The organism is Vibrio sp. 10N.222.49.A3, from assembly GCF_041475145.1.
Taxonomy (GTDB): domain Bacteria; phylum Pseudomonadota; class Gammaproteobacteria; order Enterobacterales; family Vibrionaceae; genus Vibrio; species Vibrio tasmaniensis_A.
The window spans coordinates 1-16,895 of the sequence record NZ_JBFRVM010000059.1; the positions used below are offsets into that span (position 1 = coordinate 1).

The window sequence follows — 16,895 nt, forward strand, 5'->3', positions numbered from 1 at the left end:
CGCCTCCACTATTCAGAAAGCCCGATCAGAAATGGTCGGGCTTTTTTACGTCTTCAGGAAAGTGGTTTGGCTAAAAAAAGTTTTTGTCCTGTCTATCTCCGGTATGTTGTGCGGAGTTACTAGGGGAGGGGCGTGCGAGGAAATACCTGTGCTGATAATCTGTGCGGAAATTTGGTGCGAACATACCGAGGGGCAAGGCTCCGGTAAGTCTCTGGTCGGGTAGCAAAGCGGACACGAATCCTACATAAAAAACTAATAGAGTTGGTGGCCACTTTTAGCCGGAAAGTGTTAACTGACATGTTATTGGGCACAAACAATTTAGGAAATTGCCCTAAACTACTTCTGCCAGATCAGAAAAAGCGTTTTGATACCTAAAAGGCGTGTTACGCTTTAATGAGTTCATTGATTCTAAGCTTGTTATTTTCGGTACATTGAGTACTTGTTTTTAACTTCTCTACCCACCGAATATCGGAAGTCCTCATATTGAGCTTTTCATTAGCTTCTAGATGGTCAAGCATCGCGTCAATATCATCACTGGATATCCACTCAAAATAGTCACAAAACGTACGCCACGTTGACCAGCACTTCCCCCGTTCTGATGGTGCAGACCAACGAAGAACATCGATAATATGCAGCATCCTTGGTTTAAAAACTGGAGAAGTCGTGGATGGTGATATTCTCAGAACATTCATAAAAGGCTTACCAGCTGTATAAAAGTCCCACACACCATCTGTTTTTGAGCACGCCTTCAGTACTGATATATGGAACTGATCGCGAACCTCGTCGGAAGGGTAGCGACTTTTATTAGACATCGTGACGATTGTTTGAATGAATTGGTCGATTTCTCTATATGACATTCTATTCTCAGGCTGTAATAATTCGCCCCCGAATTCTTTATAGAGAACAGGGTAAGACAACATTTCTACCAATGCAGAAATTGCTTGATCACGTGATTCTTTATTGTTGAAACTTGCGAGAACCTCATCATCTTTAAGTGATTTGTTTTCAACTATTTTGGCCGAAAGTTCTCTTAAACGATCCTCAATATTCTTGTATTGAACCAAAAATCGTTTGTTCGATTTTTTATACTCCGTAAATTCTTTCGCAAGATCTTCGAGGAACTCCCCAATTTCTGCTTTTATTATGAAAATGTTTTTATCTTGGAATAACAAGCGAGATTCTTCCAAAACATTATCACTTACACTTGGGTGGACGATCATAAACGCTGGTGGCTTCTCTTCACCTAAATCAGCATAAACTTCGTCATAAAGAAAGCCTATATTCGGGTCCGTTAAGCTATATCCAATAAAAATCGGAGAGGCTTCTGAGAATAACGTGTAGATTTTTCTATTCAGGTAAGTATCTTCCCGCTGAAACGAGAAATATTGACTCTGAGTAACGACAATTGAATCTGGCCTACCTAGGTCACCATGAATTTTGAATATATTTTTCCCATTATTGGCTACTTTTGGGCATGAGTCCTTTCTAACAACGACATTAGCTAATCCGTCAAAGATACTTTCAAGCAAATTATCCCAGTTAGTAGTAACAATCATATTGGGAGCCAACGCTCTGAATCGTCGAACCCAATTTGGGGTGTCTGTGTCTTTTTTTAGGTGCATTAGAGATTCTGATACAAGAGAGTTAAACTCGTATTCAGAATAGTTATGGTGAGTTTTAGCAAATGAAAAAAGTAACTCGGCAGCCTTGAGAGGATTGCTCAAATCCAAGACGAGTGGATATTCAACCTTCTTACTTATCTCAACAAGTACATCGCCCCAACTTCCATAACCAAAATTATAAGAAAAGCCGGAGCCTACCCAAAAAAAATAGTTTTCAGTAAATACTGATGCAAACAAGCTCTGCTTTGCATCTTCGGACAACTGTTCAATACAACTCATAATAATCCTTTAAAACATAACGAAACTAAAAGCCTTTTTTATGCAACTATGATGCTATCTTTCATTTAACAGTTCAATCAGTAATCAATAGGTTAGTGACAAAGAAGGGATTTCAGATTGCTAAGTAATCCATGACCCTTTGCAATACAGACTAATTACTTAAGTTGAGCAACTTTTTGTAAGGAAAACTCGAATCTACAGGATACTGATCTTTTACTTGAGTTGCAGAGAGTCGGTACTCCAAAAGATAAGTCGTCAATGAACGGGTGAATCAATCTCGGCAATTGAAGTTGATAGATTTGCGTTTGGGAGCAGTTAAACGAAGTGCGAGCTATAAATCTCATTTGAGGTTGCTAGCATAAGCTGCTCTCTATTGGTGAACCACACCGTGTTACTTTCCATGATGCCGAGAAAAGTGGCGGATACTAATGTATCCATAGTATCTAATTTATCATTCGTCATAATTGGTTGATATTATGCGCTTTTACCATGTCAGCAAAACTGTCGTGGTTCGAACTTTCCATCGCGATAGCACACTCATACGTACTTGTAATTCTCACATTTTACTTGGTGCAGCGCTGGTGGAAGGTTCGCTCATAGTTATAAGAAGTGGCCGTCAGCGTCAAATGTAACTAACCGTTCAACAAGGCATTACAAACACTACGTCGTTGCAGAGCCAAAGCAAGAATGAAGGTTTACTGTTTATGAAACCCTCCGAGGAAACTAACATTTATATAATACAACATCCCCTCTCAGCCGAGCTATTAAGATAATATTATTAGGTATAAATATTAGGGTAGTAGTGCCTACGTGCCCATGTCATTAATTATTAAACTGATGGTAATCTAGTCATAGCCATTCAGAGGCTGAGTCAGATCAAGCCAACCGTTACTACCATATTAACACCTCGAATTCACACCGTAACAACCCAACCTTGAAGCATATATTAGTTAAGAGATATCGAATATTGAAAGGTATTTCTATGGAAAAACGATTCAAGTTTACAACGGCGAAGCTGACGAGCTTACCGCCTAATGATCCTGATTCTCGTTCTACAGAAGCGGAATACAGTTGTGCTGATGTGACGGGGTTTAAAGTGTTGGTTGGTAAAAATGGGAAGAAGAAGTTCTTAGTTCGTTTCACGTTGAATGGAAAAAAAGGTTCTATGGCTTTGGGTACATTCCCTGACGTAGATTTATTAACTGCCAGAAAACGGGCGCAACGGATTAAATTGATGGTTGCGGAAGGGATTGACCCGCGTAAACCCACTGAGACAAAGAACATACCAACGGTATCAGAATACTTTCACGAGCATTACATCAAAGTAGCAAAAACCAGAAAGAAGACATGGCGACATGATCTTGCTCGGTTTCAGCACTGTAATGAGATATCTAATATTTGCTATGACGAACTAAAGGTGTCTCACCTGCAAACGTTGGTGGCGAACTTAGTCGATAAAATAAACCGTCAGGGCAGGGTGATGAGTAAGAGTACGATTAATCGTATCTTGTGTGTTCTGAAATCAATGGGAAAGATGGTAGAACTAGAATTCGGTATTCCTAGCGTGGCACATCGAATTAAATTGTTTCCGGAAACTGGGGCTAGACAGCGATGGTGTTCTCCGCAGGAAATGAAGCGGATTTTTTCAGAACTTAGAAAACCGGAGTACTGTCCTAAACGTAGCCGCTTTATTATCCTTCTCTTTATGTTGGGGTGCAGAGAGAAGTCACTCAGAGCGGCTCGGTGGGAAAATTTAGATCTAGAGAACAAGGTGATGCGTATCCCCCGTGAACTGTCCAAGAACGGGTTTGAGCACCAAATTTATTTAACATTGGAAGCTGTTGAGGAGTTCAAGGTATTGCAAAGCATGGAGGTTAGGGGAAACCCTTACGTTTTCCCTGGAACGAAGCCTAAGACTTATATCGGTCAACCACGTTGGATGTTCGCCAAGATGAAGAAACGATTAAATCTCAAGGATGCAGATCAAATCGTTTTCCATACAGCTAGGCACTCTTTCGCTGGGGGGTTGATCTCGGCGGGAGTCGATGTAGGGGTGCTCAAGCAAATATTAGGGCACCGCAGCATTAGCTCAACCATGAGGTATGCCAAAGCTAGTGAATCAGCGCAACGTAACTCTACTCAGTTGTTGACCAAAATAATCAACGACGCTTAAATTAATGAAACTAATTATGCCCGAACTCATTCAGTGAGTTCGGGCTTTTGTATATATGGAGCAATGACAATGAAGATTATTTCTAAGTTCGATGAACTGGATGACTTACCAATACCGAGTGATATCCGAGTGAAGCTAAAACAACACATGATCGAACCATTCGATAATAGCGAAGCAGCGACATCTAGTTTTTGGGATGAGGTAGGAACAAGCCTCATATTGATAGAAGAAACAGACACAGGTGACACAATTAAAGCTCAATCAGACAGCGTTCAGCATTTAACTCGATTCTGCACTAATTACCCTGAATTCGTGCTCCTGATTAATAGTGAAGAATGCAATTACATTCTAGCAGTTGCTATTGTGACGTCAGAAGGCGGCGGGGTTTATCTCACCGCTCCAACCAATAATGAAAGCCATCCGGTGAAAACACTATTACCACAGGCAGAATGCATTTAACTAAACCATCCGATCAAAATAGGAAACTCAATTATGAGTAGAAAAACAGCCAGCGACAAAACTAACTTAACACCCATAACAGCTAATGAAGAAAAGACCGGACAAGAACCGGAGAACGGTCGAGAAGTAAACGCCCAAGATAACCTGAACGCGATAGAAAATGAGTTTGGTGATGTACTTCTGTCAGGTAAAGGGAAGAAGCTAAGTCCAAAGAGCGATAGCTTTGTTTATTTCGATCTTGTTACCCAAAACTCGGATAACCAATTGCACATAAGATTAACGGGCAATGATGGCGGGGGACTGCACAGCAAAGAGCACATACCAATACAGTCGATTCTTGATGTGCTGGAAAAGCTGGATGATAAGCCGTTTAAAAGCGCTGTTTTTGGTAGTGTCTTTCGAGGCTTAAGCGCCAACAACAAAAGCTTTATGGCGGCAGCAATGAGAAGTGAGACGATTGGGTTGATATTACCGTCACCAAATAGCGCATTTCTTCATGTTCTGGCACCAGATTTTAAAGAACGTCGAGATAAACTTCTGACACTAGTTAATCCAGAATCAACAAGCAAAACCAAGTCATAGCCCCACTCCATACAGCGCTTTCTACAAGAGCGTATCCCACACAAACGCAAAGAGAACCCATTATGAAATTAACCTATGGCGATAAGCTAGGACTCCCCGTGTCTGATGAATTTAAACAGCTCTTACAGCAAGAGTTGGATAAGCATTCAGCCTTTGAAAATGTTAAAGCTATTACTTTTAATTATCGAAGCTCTGACTACAGCCCGGACAATGGAGGGTATCACCCTGTTGAGATACGGCTAGAGAAAAAAGGTGGTAAATGGCACTTTGCTTACCTGACAGATTTTGCTTATGTTGGACCTTACCTTGAACTTGAGAAAGAGCTGGACTTTGATGTAACCCACGGGGTTCTATTAATGTCTTTCGTCGGTGAAATTCCGTTAACACATCCAGAAGCACAATCACTCTTCGTGACTTATCAGGGCAATGTCATCAATTACGTGAAGATGGAGGTATTTGATGACATTCAGTTAACCCTCGATTAAGGGTAAACACCAGAGCGAGACCAGAAATAGACAGGAGTTTTTCTTCCGAGCATCGGGTTGCGACATGAAAGACGCCATCATGTTACGGAACACTTGGTATGATGGTGATTCGAGTTTCATTACGAACAGAAAGCGCAAGGGATTATAAAATCCTTGCAGTAAAAGCGGTAAGAAACGCTGTTATTAACCCAATCCTTATAGGGAGTTTTAAGCCGCTTTATCAAAAAAACTGAAAAAGAAACCGTAGTTGCGTTTTTAATGGAGTAAACCGTATTCGACATAGAAACTTTCATGTAGATGGAGGTGCCAATCTTAATGGCGAAACGGCAGTAATCTGGCGAAACTGAATGAGCGATATCAGTCGACGATTTGCCTTTATATGAATCGCCCCATTACACGAAGGTAATGAGGATGGCAGTGCGCAGTGGGAGTGAGTGAACAGATATAAACGGTATGGTCTGTCGCAAAGGGCACTTTCATCAGAATCTCACCAAATTTATAGAAATATATTCTTTAATCGCCCCCTGCTAAAGCGCAGTTATTGATTTGTTTAGGCCAGTTTCGGGAAAAACAGCATCATTTTGCGAGTTTCCATATTTGGTAAAGGGTGTCGAAATGAGCCATTTTAGGTTTCCCTATATTAGGTAAATAAATTCGTATTTTCTTTACATTGAGGCAAATTGAAATCAAGGATTGAGCCTGGGGGGACTATGGACGGTGGAAACACCAAGGAAAGGAACTCTAATTTTAACGGAGGTTGTGTCTTCTTGCTGGTGTTTTGATATTAATAACTCCCATTACTATGTTGAAGCAATGGGAGCGTTTTTGTAGATTAAATCTAGAGCTGGTATGGCTTCCTTGCCTAACTTGAGCTGAAAGTCCTTATAATTAAGTTAATAATATTAATATAATTAACTCAGCGAAAAGCACTGTTCTAATCTATTAAAGTGTTAGTTTTCGCGGAGTAAAAATAGGGCATTTAACACTTTTCCTTACCCTGTATCGGTTGGTCATTTCATCAAATCAATCACTGCGCTTGTTACGCATCGACAGATTTAATTTGGGTGCATAGTGGTCAGTTTAAGCTACGGGCTTGGTTGGTGATTGTCGGGTGACTTCAGTATGTCAGACGCTGATACTAAGAGTGACTCAACCAGAAATTAGCAACACATCACCTTCTATCTATCCGCGTGGTTTCTATTTGGTTGAGTCCAGATAGGTTTGTAACTCTTGCTTCAACTTGTATCTAACCCAATCAGGTGACAGCACTTCGACATCAGGAAGCCACGCTTTAAGTAGTCGCAGTAATGTTTGAATGTTGCTAGTCGTATAGCTTACCAATACATCACCGTACCCCAGTTCTTTTAACTCTCGAAAGTCATTGGGATTATTTTCCTTGAAGAAGGTTTCGCTGACTCTTCCGCTAATTTGTATAACCACCTCAACGGGATGGGGCAACTCATCCTCATATCCTCGACCAGTGAGCTTGTGTTCAACATTTAGGTCAGGAGAGTATTTATCTTCGTATCGCACTAACTCACGAATCTTAGCCACTCTGAGTGATTCTAGGCGGTTTCTGTGTGTTCCGGCTAAGTACCAGTGTCCACGGTCATTCACCAACCGATAGGGATGAAACTCATCGTAACTTTTCCCATTACAAGTAAAGCCAATGGTACTTTTGCGTTGTATCGACTCGATAAGTTTCTCGAACACGGAAGCATTTTTACTAATGTCTTCGATTTGCGGATTCTTGAATAGAAAGGGTGGAGTGCTCTTGTTGTTCAGTACGCCATTACTTAGGTAGTGCTTACCGGAAAACAACGTATCAAAGCCCATCTTTATCAGCAGCAATGACACTCCATTATTGGTCTGCCTACCTAGCACTTGTGGGTCTAGAAAGTAACAGGCACCGTCGCGCTGGATGGGTAAGTAATTTAACCGTTCGTTGAAGTCCCGTTGAAGCGTTCTTTCACTCACCCTAAATTCCCGGCTCAACTCTTCCAGATAAAGTTTCTCGCCAGTATTTAAACGGGTCAGGATGATGCCAAGTCTTTTCGCTAGGGTGTCATGCTCTTTCATCCTACGCATTGTAAATAGGTCGCTCGTCAGGTCGTGTCGAGCATGATTATTTCTAACCAAAATTCATAAGGTTACTGATATTGCTATAGCTTTCATCAGTCCGCCTAGGTTATGCGTTGTAAGGCATCCATAACTATCGTCAACACTTCCAACTTCATGCGACACCACCTGTCGGGTGTATCCGCAATAATCGTACGGTCACAAAAATTATCTAATTAAAAACAACTCAAGGAGACTCTAAATGTCAGAGGCAGTCCAATTCGAACGTGTAGACCATGCCGTGTTATCAACCACGCATGACTACCAGAATGTATTTGAATTTTGTAAAAACACGTTGATTTCGATTGGCGGTAAGGTCAAGAAAGCTAACCCTCAATCCGGTTTATTGGAAGCGTCTTGGAAATACGGAATTAACCCGTTTGGTCTTCGAGGCAGTCTTATTTTCCGAACGCTAGAAGATGGCGCGATTTCTATCACGGTGAAAGCGGGCTTTAAAGATAGCTTTGCTACTACGGGAGCTCCGGAAAAGAAAGCGCAAGAAATCATTCAAGCATTACTCCAAGAGCAGAATGACACCGATATCACGTCTACTGCTACATCCACACCTTCAACCAATCCACCTGCATTTAACGATAAACCTGTTAACGCAAGTCGAAACAAAACTAAATTGGCAATGGCTTTGATTTCCTTTTTCGGTGGGGGGCTTGGCTTGCACAAGTTCTATGCCGGATGTTGGGGGTGGGGTCTTGTCTATCTAGGTAGCTGTTTCTTAATTCCGGGACTGTCTGCCTTGGTCGCTTTAGTCGAGTTCATTCGTGTCTTGACGTTATCCGCTGACTCTTTTGATGAAAAATACAACCAATCTGAACCTAAACCTTTTACCTTTATCTGGTGATATCAATGAAACAAACACTATTAAAAGCCATGGTAGCGACCTCACTGTTGGTAGCTTCATTTACTTCTCAAGCTGCGAACTTACAACAAGATACATTCCCGTATATCACATGTAGCGTGATTGAATTGGGCATTGCTAAGAACGGTGGTGAAGCCGATACCGACCTTGCGAGTTACTACATTTCAGGTGGCTTACTGAATGAGTATCTTGATAGGGGGCATTCGCTAGATGAGATCAGCACGATATTAGAAATCGCTTCCCAATCACAACCATCGCAGCAAAAGCAGTATCATCAAAGCATCGTTGCCTCTATTAATGAAACCGTCGAGTTCTTCGAAGGCTGGACGAAAGACGAAGGTATCGACTCTTTAGCTGAGTGGGAAAATCAACGTGATAACGAATGGATGTGCCTTAAAAAAGTGAAGCCTAATTTGATGGAAATGAACGGCATCTTCCATTTCATGAATTGATGGTAGCGATCTAACGCTGCTGTTTAAGCGAAAAGACCATGTTCTTAGTCGAGCATGGTCTTTTCTTTGTCTATAGCAATGAAAATTGCAGAGAAATAGAGGTAATACAATGATGAATTTATTAACACTGGGGCAATCATCGCTACCGATGAAAGCGATTGAAATTGAGCGCGAGTATCCAACTAAGGTCACTATAAAGCCAAGCGCTAGCGGTGCTCTTAAAGGTGCGAGTATTGGTGTATCTATATCAAGTCGTCTAAACCCAACGCCTCAAGCGATTGCTATATCTGCCCTTGTTGGTGGCGTGGTTGGGGGGATTGTGGGTCCTGAAGATTAAGGAGATGAGTGAGAGCTGTGATGCTGCTCTCGCTCTTTTTTATTTATGAGGGTGACATAACCGGTTCATACTGAACATCAAGACTGATAAAGGTAAGATAATGGCGAGAACTACGTTCTCCAAGATATAGAATTGATTATACTCCCTAACATATTGTAATTTAGAGTGTATTTCGCTCACTGCGGTAATTGAGGAATTAAATTTTGACCACCTTCGTCAATATACTGGAACTAAAGTTGATAAAAGTTTACACATCAACAAATTGTTAAGTATCAAGGAGTTCACCTTCTATTAGATGTAGTATCTTCATTGCTGTACTCTCCAACCAGTGCTATTGATGGCTTGCGCTTTACCAATTACGATTAGATGAATACAGACAATAGCTAACACTCTCATAGTTATCAGAGAGTATTTTTAGGCAATAAAGGATGAATTTTTATGCAAGTGTTGGATGATATTTGGGCGTCAATTAAAGGAAACGCTAAAACACGCATCAAAGATCCCGTCATTGGCGCATTCATTGTTGCATGGTGTTTTTGCAACTGGGACAAGTTGGCTAAACTATTTTGGGGAAGCCAAAACGTTGATGAAAGAATCAAATCAATGTCGGAAAGCATGACATTTTCAAAGGTATTTTCTGATGTCGATCTCATAGGTATCCCCCTTCTAATCACCTTATGTTATTTATTCTTGCTTCCTTGGGTTTCACTATGGGTAAAGAAGAAACAGAATAAAGCCACTTTGTCTCAGCATTCACAAGCAGTACAACTAGATATCCAACGATCCGACGAGCAAAGAGAACTAAACAAAGCGAATCTTAGGGCGAATCCAGAAAAGAAATTTCTTGAGCAAGAGGTTGAAATAGAAATTCAACAGAGACGTGAAAAGGCTGAACGCCGCCACAAAATTAAAGAGTATATTGATCAAAAAACTAAAGTAGCTCGTTTAGATGCTGAAGCTAAATCAACTCAGGCGGAAAAAGATCGAATAGAACTCGAAAGTAATCTACGTAAAGAAGAATATGAAAAGCTTCGATTTAACTCTCAAACAGCCCTTCATAAGGCAACTCTGGCATCTAGTCGCTTTCCAGCTGTTTATCAAATGATGGATATGCTAAATCAAAGTCTCAAGGAGGATGATCTCTTCATAAGTCTTGATGGCCTTTCTGCTTCGATCGCAGCACTATTTGGATATGATGACGCCATAGAGATGATGAATGACAGCAGTTTTAGCCAAAACGGGTTGCAGGAGGTTAAGTACTTATTTCATGATTCCAAGTTTTTAGCCAAAGCACTAGATGCTATCGCTGAAAATGAAAATCAGACTGAAGGGGATTTATCTAGCTACCTATTTGATCACGTCGTAGGTGTTATGGAGCTATTTAATAATCAACTGAGCCTCTCGTCTGACGAAGATATCGCTCAAACGGTTAGTGAGCGGGTCAATGAAGATAGTTACGATATTCTTTCGTCTGACGAGCTTTCGGGAGCAAGGGCAGAAATCGACACCATTTTTGATGAAATCTACCTCGAAATGAGTGATTACGAGTGGGAGCCTAATAACGGCTTAGAGGTTAGACTCACTGGATCTGCTAGTGGCAACCATCGTAAAGAGAGTGATGTTCGAGGCCAAGATCTTGATGTTAACGTCACAGTATTATGTAAGCCAATCATTGGGCGCTTTGGATTGGCAGATTATGAGGTCACCGAGGTTGGGGGTGGCGTCCACGACTATGGCTCTGATGACATAGATGAATATCTAGAAAGCAAACAGATATTTTCTGAGGCTAAAGAAAGCATCGGTAGCTAATTGTGAAGACCGACGCTTTTACCAATCTCATCCAAAGTGCGTTCTTCAAGGAGCATCAACACATATACTGATGATGCCCCTTGAAGTTCGTTTTTAACAGCGACAACTCATATTGAGACATATAAGGGAGGTAGAACAATCTGTCGTGGCTTGGAAACTGACAGATTGAGCCCAGACTAATCCACGATATCCGCAATAGACCATTTCAAATCAACTAGCTGTTACTACGTACGAACTTGATAACTTCTCGAAGAAGCTCAGTAACTTCAGCATAACCGAAGGAATTTCTAGTTTTCACTGCTTCAAGGCTAACTTGGACATCATCACAAATTTTTTCTAGTTTCAAAATCTTACTATGTTTGGCTTCAATTCTGGCAGCGGTTTGACGTAATTCATTTACTCTAACTTTCCAGTTTTGATTACCTCGCTTGGCATCCTTGTTAAAAGTACTGATAAGTAACGCGTCGCGTTCAGATTGGTTCATTATTTTGGTTTTCATTGGATACTCTCCGTTCATAAGTGATTAAAGATAAAGGATGATGTTACGCTGCAAGGTCTTGATAAAAATCCCACGTAGGGTGGTAACGACGAGAAGGAGCTGTTTCCTCTATCGCCTGTTTAATTTCGTTGATAACACGAGTTTGACCTTCCTCGGTAGAACAGGGAATGAAGGTCACGATTTGGTCATTATGACCCCTTAGAATGACACCGGAATGTTTACTGTTTACACATTCGAAACCTAGGATTGTATTTTTTCTTACTCGACTACCAGTAGGTAGAGTTACCCAATAATTTGCATCCCTGATACATAACTTATCAAGCGTAGAAAAAAGTGTTTCCAACTTCTCCTTGCCGGAATCATCTTTACTCATGTTTAAGTGAGCTAGTTGTTTATGATTAGCAGCTCGAACAGATGCATATTTATCTTCATAAACATTAATAATAGCGACTGCGCTAGGTGAGCGTTGATTTTTCTTATCGAACAAATCTACGACTTTTTCACTAGCCTTTTTAGCTGCTTTTTTAGCAACGGTTGCTTCTTTAGACATGTTTGGTTACTTCCTTATCGCGTTTGATATTAAGATTATGTGATACATCTTTACAATTATCTAGTGCTGTAAGTTGATGAAAATAAGCAATAATTGTTTGGTATGAATACGGGGTGGTGGTTATGCAAATAACCATTGGGAGCAGAGGCTAGCACACAACTAAATAAGGATGTTTTAGGGGAGGAATAAGACTTGTAAGATCTTCGAGTAAGTTATGCGGCTTGAGCTGAACTACGATTTCAAGAGTTTATGAGTGAATATATATTCAAATAAGCGAATTGAAAGATTTTGAAAAAATTCACTAACTTATTAGAAAGAGCCCCTCTTTCCAGTTCTATCAAGATAGTGCACGTATCATGTATTGAGAGTATTTATTTGAAGCGATGAAGACCGGAGCGTAGATTACGGTTCTTTTCCATAAAAACGGCAATTAAAGAGAAGTAATAAATGCCCAAGAATAATCCTCACGTCACAAACACCTGCTCAGTTGATACTGATATTGATAGACACCTATTAAGAAATTCAAACGACTTCACTTACATTGAATCGGATGTTGAACTCAATCAATTTTTAGAACATGAGGCTCAAGACCAATACTCTGAGCTGGAGACCGATCAAGAACTTGATATCTTCTTCGAGAATGAAGAAATGCCACCGTGGAAGGCTATAAGGGGAGATGGTGATTGCGTTCACATTGGTATCGATACTGAGTATGTTTACAATGAAGAAGAAAATCGCAACGATATACTTTCCTATCAGTACTACTTAATTGTCGGCGATAAGTCTATTTATGATGTTGAGTTGACGCCAGTGGCACAGGTTATCAAGAAATGTCGCGCTGAGAATAAAAATCGAGAACAAGAACTTAAAGCGATCAATAAGGTAAAGAACCCACGCAAATCATTCGATGAGTACCTAGTTGGTATATTACAGACAGCATTAGCTAGGGGACTTATCACGACATGGCCGAAAGACATCTACATCTATGCCCACTTTTTACGTGCTGATATCGCGTCTTTTAAAGCTTTCTGGGAAGTTGGCGGTGGTAAGTTGGAAGTGATACGAAATACAGTTGCTTCCACTCGTGGTGCATACGGTATTGACGTTGAAGCTGTCGGTAGAACAAGACAACGCATGGCTCCTATAGAATTCACTGATAAGAACAAGAAAGAGAGAGAAAGCCGAGTTCGATTTGTCGATACGATGTTGTTAAGCCCGGGTCAATCTGGATTAGATGATGTAGGAGAACTAATAGGAATTAAGAAAGAGACCATTCCTGCACCATATCGCAAGGACAGAATGGACGATTTACTCGTGGCAGATGAGGCGCTTTTTTGTCGCTATGCGCTTAGAGATGCCGAAGTAACCGTGAAATATGGCCTTGAGATGCAAGACTTCGCATTGAAAGATATAACGGAATCGCTTAAAGGTAGGATAAAAGATGAAGAGCAAAAGGAAAAATTACAGTTCAAGCGATTGCCCTCAACCCTTGGTAATTTCTCTGTTTCATTATTTAAAGGATTAACTGGAGATAAAGAGAAACTCGATAAAGTCTTGGGTATGGAAACCCGAGAGAAACAATACTGGCACCAAGGCAGAAAGAAAGTTATCAATACCACTGAGACCCAAATTAGCCCGGGAAGAAAGCTGTTTGAACAACTGGCGATTGATTGCTTCCATGGAGGGAGAAATGAATGCTACATGTTCGGTGCGCCACCAATAGCTGATTATAACGACTTTGATTTGGCCGGAGCTTACACAACGGCCTTAGTGGATATTAAATCTGTTGATTTTAGCCAGAGTCGTTTATCAACTAACGTTGAAGATTATCTCAATCATAAGATGGGATTTGCGTATGTGAAGTTCAAATTTCCAGAAAGCACTCGCTTTCCATCATTACCAGTAAGAACCGACTTATATGGCCTGTATTATCCACTTGAAGGGATTTCTTACTGCACAGCACCGGAGATCGAAGTTGCACATAACATGGGTTGTGAGCTGGATATACAGTTTGGCGTGATAGTACCGTGGGTAGAAAAATCGGAATCAGTTTTCACAGAGTTTACGGCACTAATCAGAGATCAAAGACAGAAATACAGCGCAGACAATGACAAGTTCAGAGAGAAGCTTTGGAAGGAAATTGGCAATACGTTGTATGGAAAAATCGGGCAGGGCTTAAAAGGCAAGAGCGGATTCAATTCTTCCAATGGGAGAAGTAAAGAAATACCGCACTCTCCTGTAACTAATCCATATTTTGCTGCTCACGCTACAGGCTTCGTTCGGGCTGTACTGTCAGAAATGATGGCTAACACACCAGATGATGTTGCCATAATCAGCGCGACTACAGATGGATACCTAACAGACAGTACAGAAGAGCAATTAGATCTAACAGGACCAATAACAAAGCGCTTTAACGAGATATGTGAGAAGTTCGGCGATGGTGGCATGATTAAACACAAGCATCATGCACGTCAAATCATTGCTATGAAGACGCGAGGACAAATTACCAGTGAACGTGGAGATACAGAGCCTGTTGTCGCAAAGGCTGGGGTTAAACCCGCTGATAATGAGACGGATGAGAATAAGTTCATGGTGAAGCTGTTCTTGGATCGTTACGCGGGTCAAAAGATACCAAATAACTCGCTTGTATCAGCTCGTGATATGTATCTGAAAGAAATGGATTTAATCCAGATACAAAGAGAAAAGAAACTGAATTTAGAATTCGATTTCAAACGTAAGCCAGTTAACCCTCGTATGACCCAAATACGCCACCCTGAATCAGGTGAGATGGTTGAGCATATCTTCTTCGATACTGTCCCATGGAAGAATGAAAGCGAAGGGCAGAAAACGAGAGCTTTGTTTGACGGTTGGCGATTAGGCACTGCCGATAAAAATGCGAAAGACCAAGAGAATACTAATGCGAATTGTCTTAAGACGATGGAAGATTGGGGAGACTGGGGCGATTACAGTAAAAGTAAAGCTCTTCTGAAAGGAACTCGACTGAATTACTTAGAAGACGGCTCATTGGGTGTCATGCTGAAATTGGTGCTCCGGGCATTAGCTAAAGATAAGTGGGGCATAAGTAAGACAATTAACGGGAAGAAGCGAACTCACCAACAACTTGCAGATATGTTTACGGAGGCAGGCTTTTTAGTCGAAAAGCATGCAATTAATAACGCCCGTAACGCAGCCCTGTATCCGAAGGTGTTAGCAGCAGCACCTAAGTTAATTCCATTACTGGATTGGTTACTCAACATTTATCCAGAAATGGAACTTGAACAGTTCTTCCATGAAGATGAGTTAGGCGATGTTCTAACGTTGCTGGAAAACTACCGGACAGGAAACTAGACCGGAATAACATAGCGAAATGACGTAGAAAGCGAAGGAAGAGCCTCCCTTCGCTTTTTTGTTGCGAGCGTATAACCCATTGAACAAAAAAGAAAAATATAGGAGTGATAAATGCGGGTACTTGGGAGGATATTACTCTCCCGATTTTCTTTGGCGATTGATAGCTGATGCTCAGAGGTTTTGATTCTGGCGATGGATTCACTCCCGCGAAGATATCAGCAATCAGCAGTATGTAATGACGAGAACTACGTTCCCAAAGTATCAAATTTATTGTCTTTGCTAACCATATGAAATGTAAGTATTTATTTGTTTTCTAACTTGAACTCCACTATCGTTAGGTATGGTGTTTTTTGTGTTTAATATCACAAAGTTCACAATGATATTAGTGCTTAATATGTGTATGAAATGTAGTTAACTGTTTGAAAGAACAGATAGTGTACAAGACTTTAATCAGTTGGTGGTTAGAATGCAATTTGTCAAAGATGGTCCGGATATCCCCGATACTCTACTTCAAGCTCATGAAGATGGAAATGTTGTTTTTTTCTGTGGAGCAGGGATTTCATACCCTGCTGGGCTCATGGGGTTTGAGGGACTTGTTGATAAAATTTATGAGGAAATTGGCGAAACTAAAACTGATCTCGAGTTAGAAGTGTATAAGCGTGGTCAGTATGATAGTACATTGGATCTTCTCGAAAGGCGGGTAGCAGGGCAACGAGCGGTAGTGAGAAGGGCGTTATGGAAATCGCTAAAGCCTAATTTTAGGTTAAAGAACTCTACGAGAACTCACGAATCATTGCTGAAATTGGCTTGTGGTAAGGATGATAAGTTTCGTATCGTAACTACTAATGTTGATAGAGTTTTTGAGCGAGCTGCTAAGAAGCAGAGACAAAAGCTTAATTCATTTGTTGCACCAATGTTACCAATCCCAAAAAAGAGTCGATGGGATGGTATGGTTTATTTACACGGCCTTCTTCCTGAGAAGGAAGACCAATCCGAATTTAACAGGTTAGTTTTCACTAGTGGTGATTTTGGTTTGGCGTATTTAAATGAACGCTGGGCGTCTCGATTTGTGAGTGAGTTATTTAAAAACTACGTCATTTGTTTCGTAGGTTATAGTATAAATGACCCTGTTCTGAGATACATGATGGATGCTCTGGCTGCGGATCGTATGCAAGGGGAAAGTTTTCCTGATGCATTTGCTCTCGGTGATTGTCATCAAGATAGTAGAGATAAGAAAACTAAAGAGTGGAAAGCTAAAGGTGTTATTCCAATTTTATATAATGTTGAAGCTAATGATCTGCTCCAGTT

Annotated in this window: 14 protein-coding genes; 10 read left to right on the forward strand and 4 right to left on the reverse strand. The window is 40.8% G+C overall.

Annotated features, from left to right (window positions below; genetic code table 11):
* Positions 1-383: 383 nt before the first annotated feature.
* A complete protein-coding gene (locus AB4589_RS11980) occupies positions 384-1,901 on the reverse strand; it encodes an SIR2 family protein (protein ID WP_372044017.1) in 1,518 nt (505 codons plus the stop codon).
* Between the two features lie 982 nt (positions 1,902-2,883).
* Between AB4589_RS11980 and AB4589_RS11985 the strand changes: the two genes are divergently transcribed.
* The 4 genes from AB4589_RS11985 (at position 2,884) to AB4589_RS12000 (ending at position 5,600) form a co-directional block, all read left to right on the forward strand.
* A complete protein-coding gene (locus AB4589_RS11985) occupies positions 2,884-4,074 on the forward strand; it encodes a tyrosine-type recombinase/integrase (RefSeq protein WP_372100589.1) in 1,191 nt (396 codons plus the stop codon).
* Between the two features lie 69 nt (positions 4,075-4,143).
* Positions 4,144-4,533, forward strand: coding sequence for a hypothetical protein (locus AB4589_RS11990; RefSeq protein ID WP_372044019.1), 390 nt, complete (start codon positions 4,144-4,146; stop codon positions 4,531-4,533).
* A 33-nt stretch (positions 4,534-4,566) separates the two neighbouring features.
* Positions 4,567-5,115 carry a hypothetical protein gene (locus tag AB4589_RS11995; protein WP_372044020.1) on the forward strand — a complete coding sequence of 183 codons (549 nt, stop codon included), beginning with the start codon at positions 4,567-4,569 and terminating at the stop codon, positions 5,113-5,115.
* 62 nt (positions 5,116-5,177) lie between these two features.
* Positions 5,178-5,600 carry a DUF2787 domain-containing protein gene (locus tag AB4589_RS12000; RefSeq protein ID WP_372044021.1) on the forward strand — a complete coding sequence of 141 codons (423 nt, stop codon included), beginning with the start codon at positions 5,178-5,180 and terminating at the stop codon, positions 5,598-5,600.
* 1,197 nt (positions 5,601-6,797) lie between these two features.
* Here the strand turns inward: AB4589_RS12000 and AB4589_RS12005 are convergent.
* Complete coding sequence (locus AB4589_RS12005) at positions 6,798-7,679, reverse strand: helix-turn-helix transcriptional regulator (RefSeq protein ID WP_372044032.1); 882 nt, start codon at positions 7,677-7,679, stop codon at positions 6,798-6,800.
* Between the two features lie 241 nt (positions 7,680-7,920).
* On the opposite strand from AB4589_RS12005, the gene AB4589_RS12010 reads away from it, so the two are divergent.
* The 4 genes from AB4589_RS12010 to AB4589_RS12025 all read left to right on the forward strand — a co-directional run bounded on the left by AB4589_RS12010 (position 7,921) and on the right by AB4589_RS12025 (position 11,190).
* Positions 7,921-8,574 (forward strand): TM2 domain-containing protein, encoded by a 654-nt coding sequence (locus AB4589_RS12010; RefSeq protein WP_372100592.1) that lies wholly within the window; start codon positions 7,921-7,923, stop codon positions 8,572-8,574.
* Between the two features lie 5 nt (positions 8,575-8,579).
* Positions 8,580-9,044 (forward strand): hypothetical protein, encoded by a 465-nt coding sequence (locus tag AB4589_RS12015; RefSeq protein WP_372044023.1) that lies wholly within the window; start codon positions 8,580-8,582, stop codon positions 9,042-9,044.
* A 109-nt stretch (positions 9,045-9,153) separates the two neighbouring features.
* Entirely contained in the window at positions 9,154-9,381 is a 228-nt protein-coding gene (locus tag AB4589_RS12020; protein ID WP_108173356.1) for a hypothetical protein, read from the forward strand.
* Positions 9,382-9,819: 438 nt separating this feature from the next.
* Positions 9,820-11,190, forward strand: coding sequence for a hypothetical protein (locus AB4589_RS12025; RefSeq protein WP_372044025.1), 1,371 nt, complete (start codon positions 9,820-9,822; stop codon positions 11,188-11,190).
* A 214-nt stretch (positions 11,191-11,404) separates the two neighbouring features.
* Here the strand turns inward: AB4589_RS12025 and AB4589_RS12030 are convergent, their stop codons facing one another.
* On the reverse strand, positions 11,405-11,689 hold the full coding sequence (locus tag AB4589_RS12030; protein ID WP_372044026.1) for a hypothetical protein: 285 nt from the start codon (positions 11,687-11,689) through the stop codon (positions 11,405-11,407).
* Positions 11,690-11,732: 43 nt separating this feature from the next.
* Positions 11,733-12,239, reverse strand: a complete 507-nt coding sequence (locus AB4589_RS12035) for a hypothetical protein (RefSeq protein WP_372044027.1) — start codon at positions 12,237-12,239, stop codon at positions 11,733-11,735.
* Between the two features lie 447 nt (positions 12,240-12,686).
* Between AB4589_RS12035 and AB4589_RS12040 the strand changes: the two genes are divergently transcribed.
* Together AB4589_RS12040 and AB4589_RS12045 are read left to right on the forward strand one after the other, a co-directional pair.
* The gene (locus AB4589_RS12040) at positions 12,687-15,587 is read left to right on the forward strand and encodes a DNA-directed DNA polymerase (protein WP_372100596.1); all 2,901 of its coding nucleotides are present in this window, start codon (positions 12,687-12,689) and stop codon (positions 15,585-15,587) included.
* Positions 15,588-16,053: 466 nt separating this feature from the next.
* Positions 16,054-16,895: SIR2 family protein (locus AB4589_RS12045; protein ID WP_372100598.1), on the forward strand; the 842-nt coding region annotated here is incomplete at its 3' end.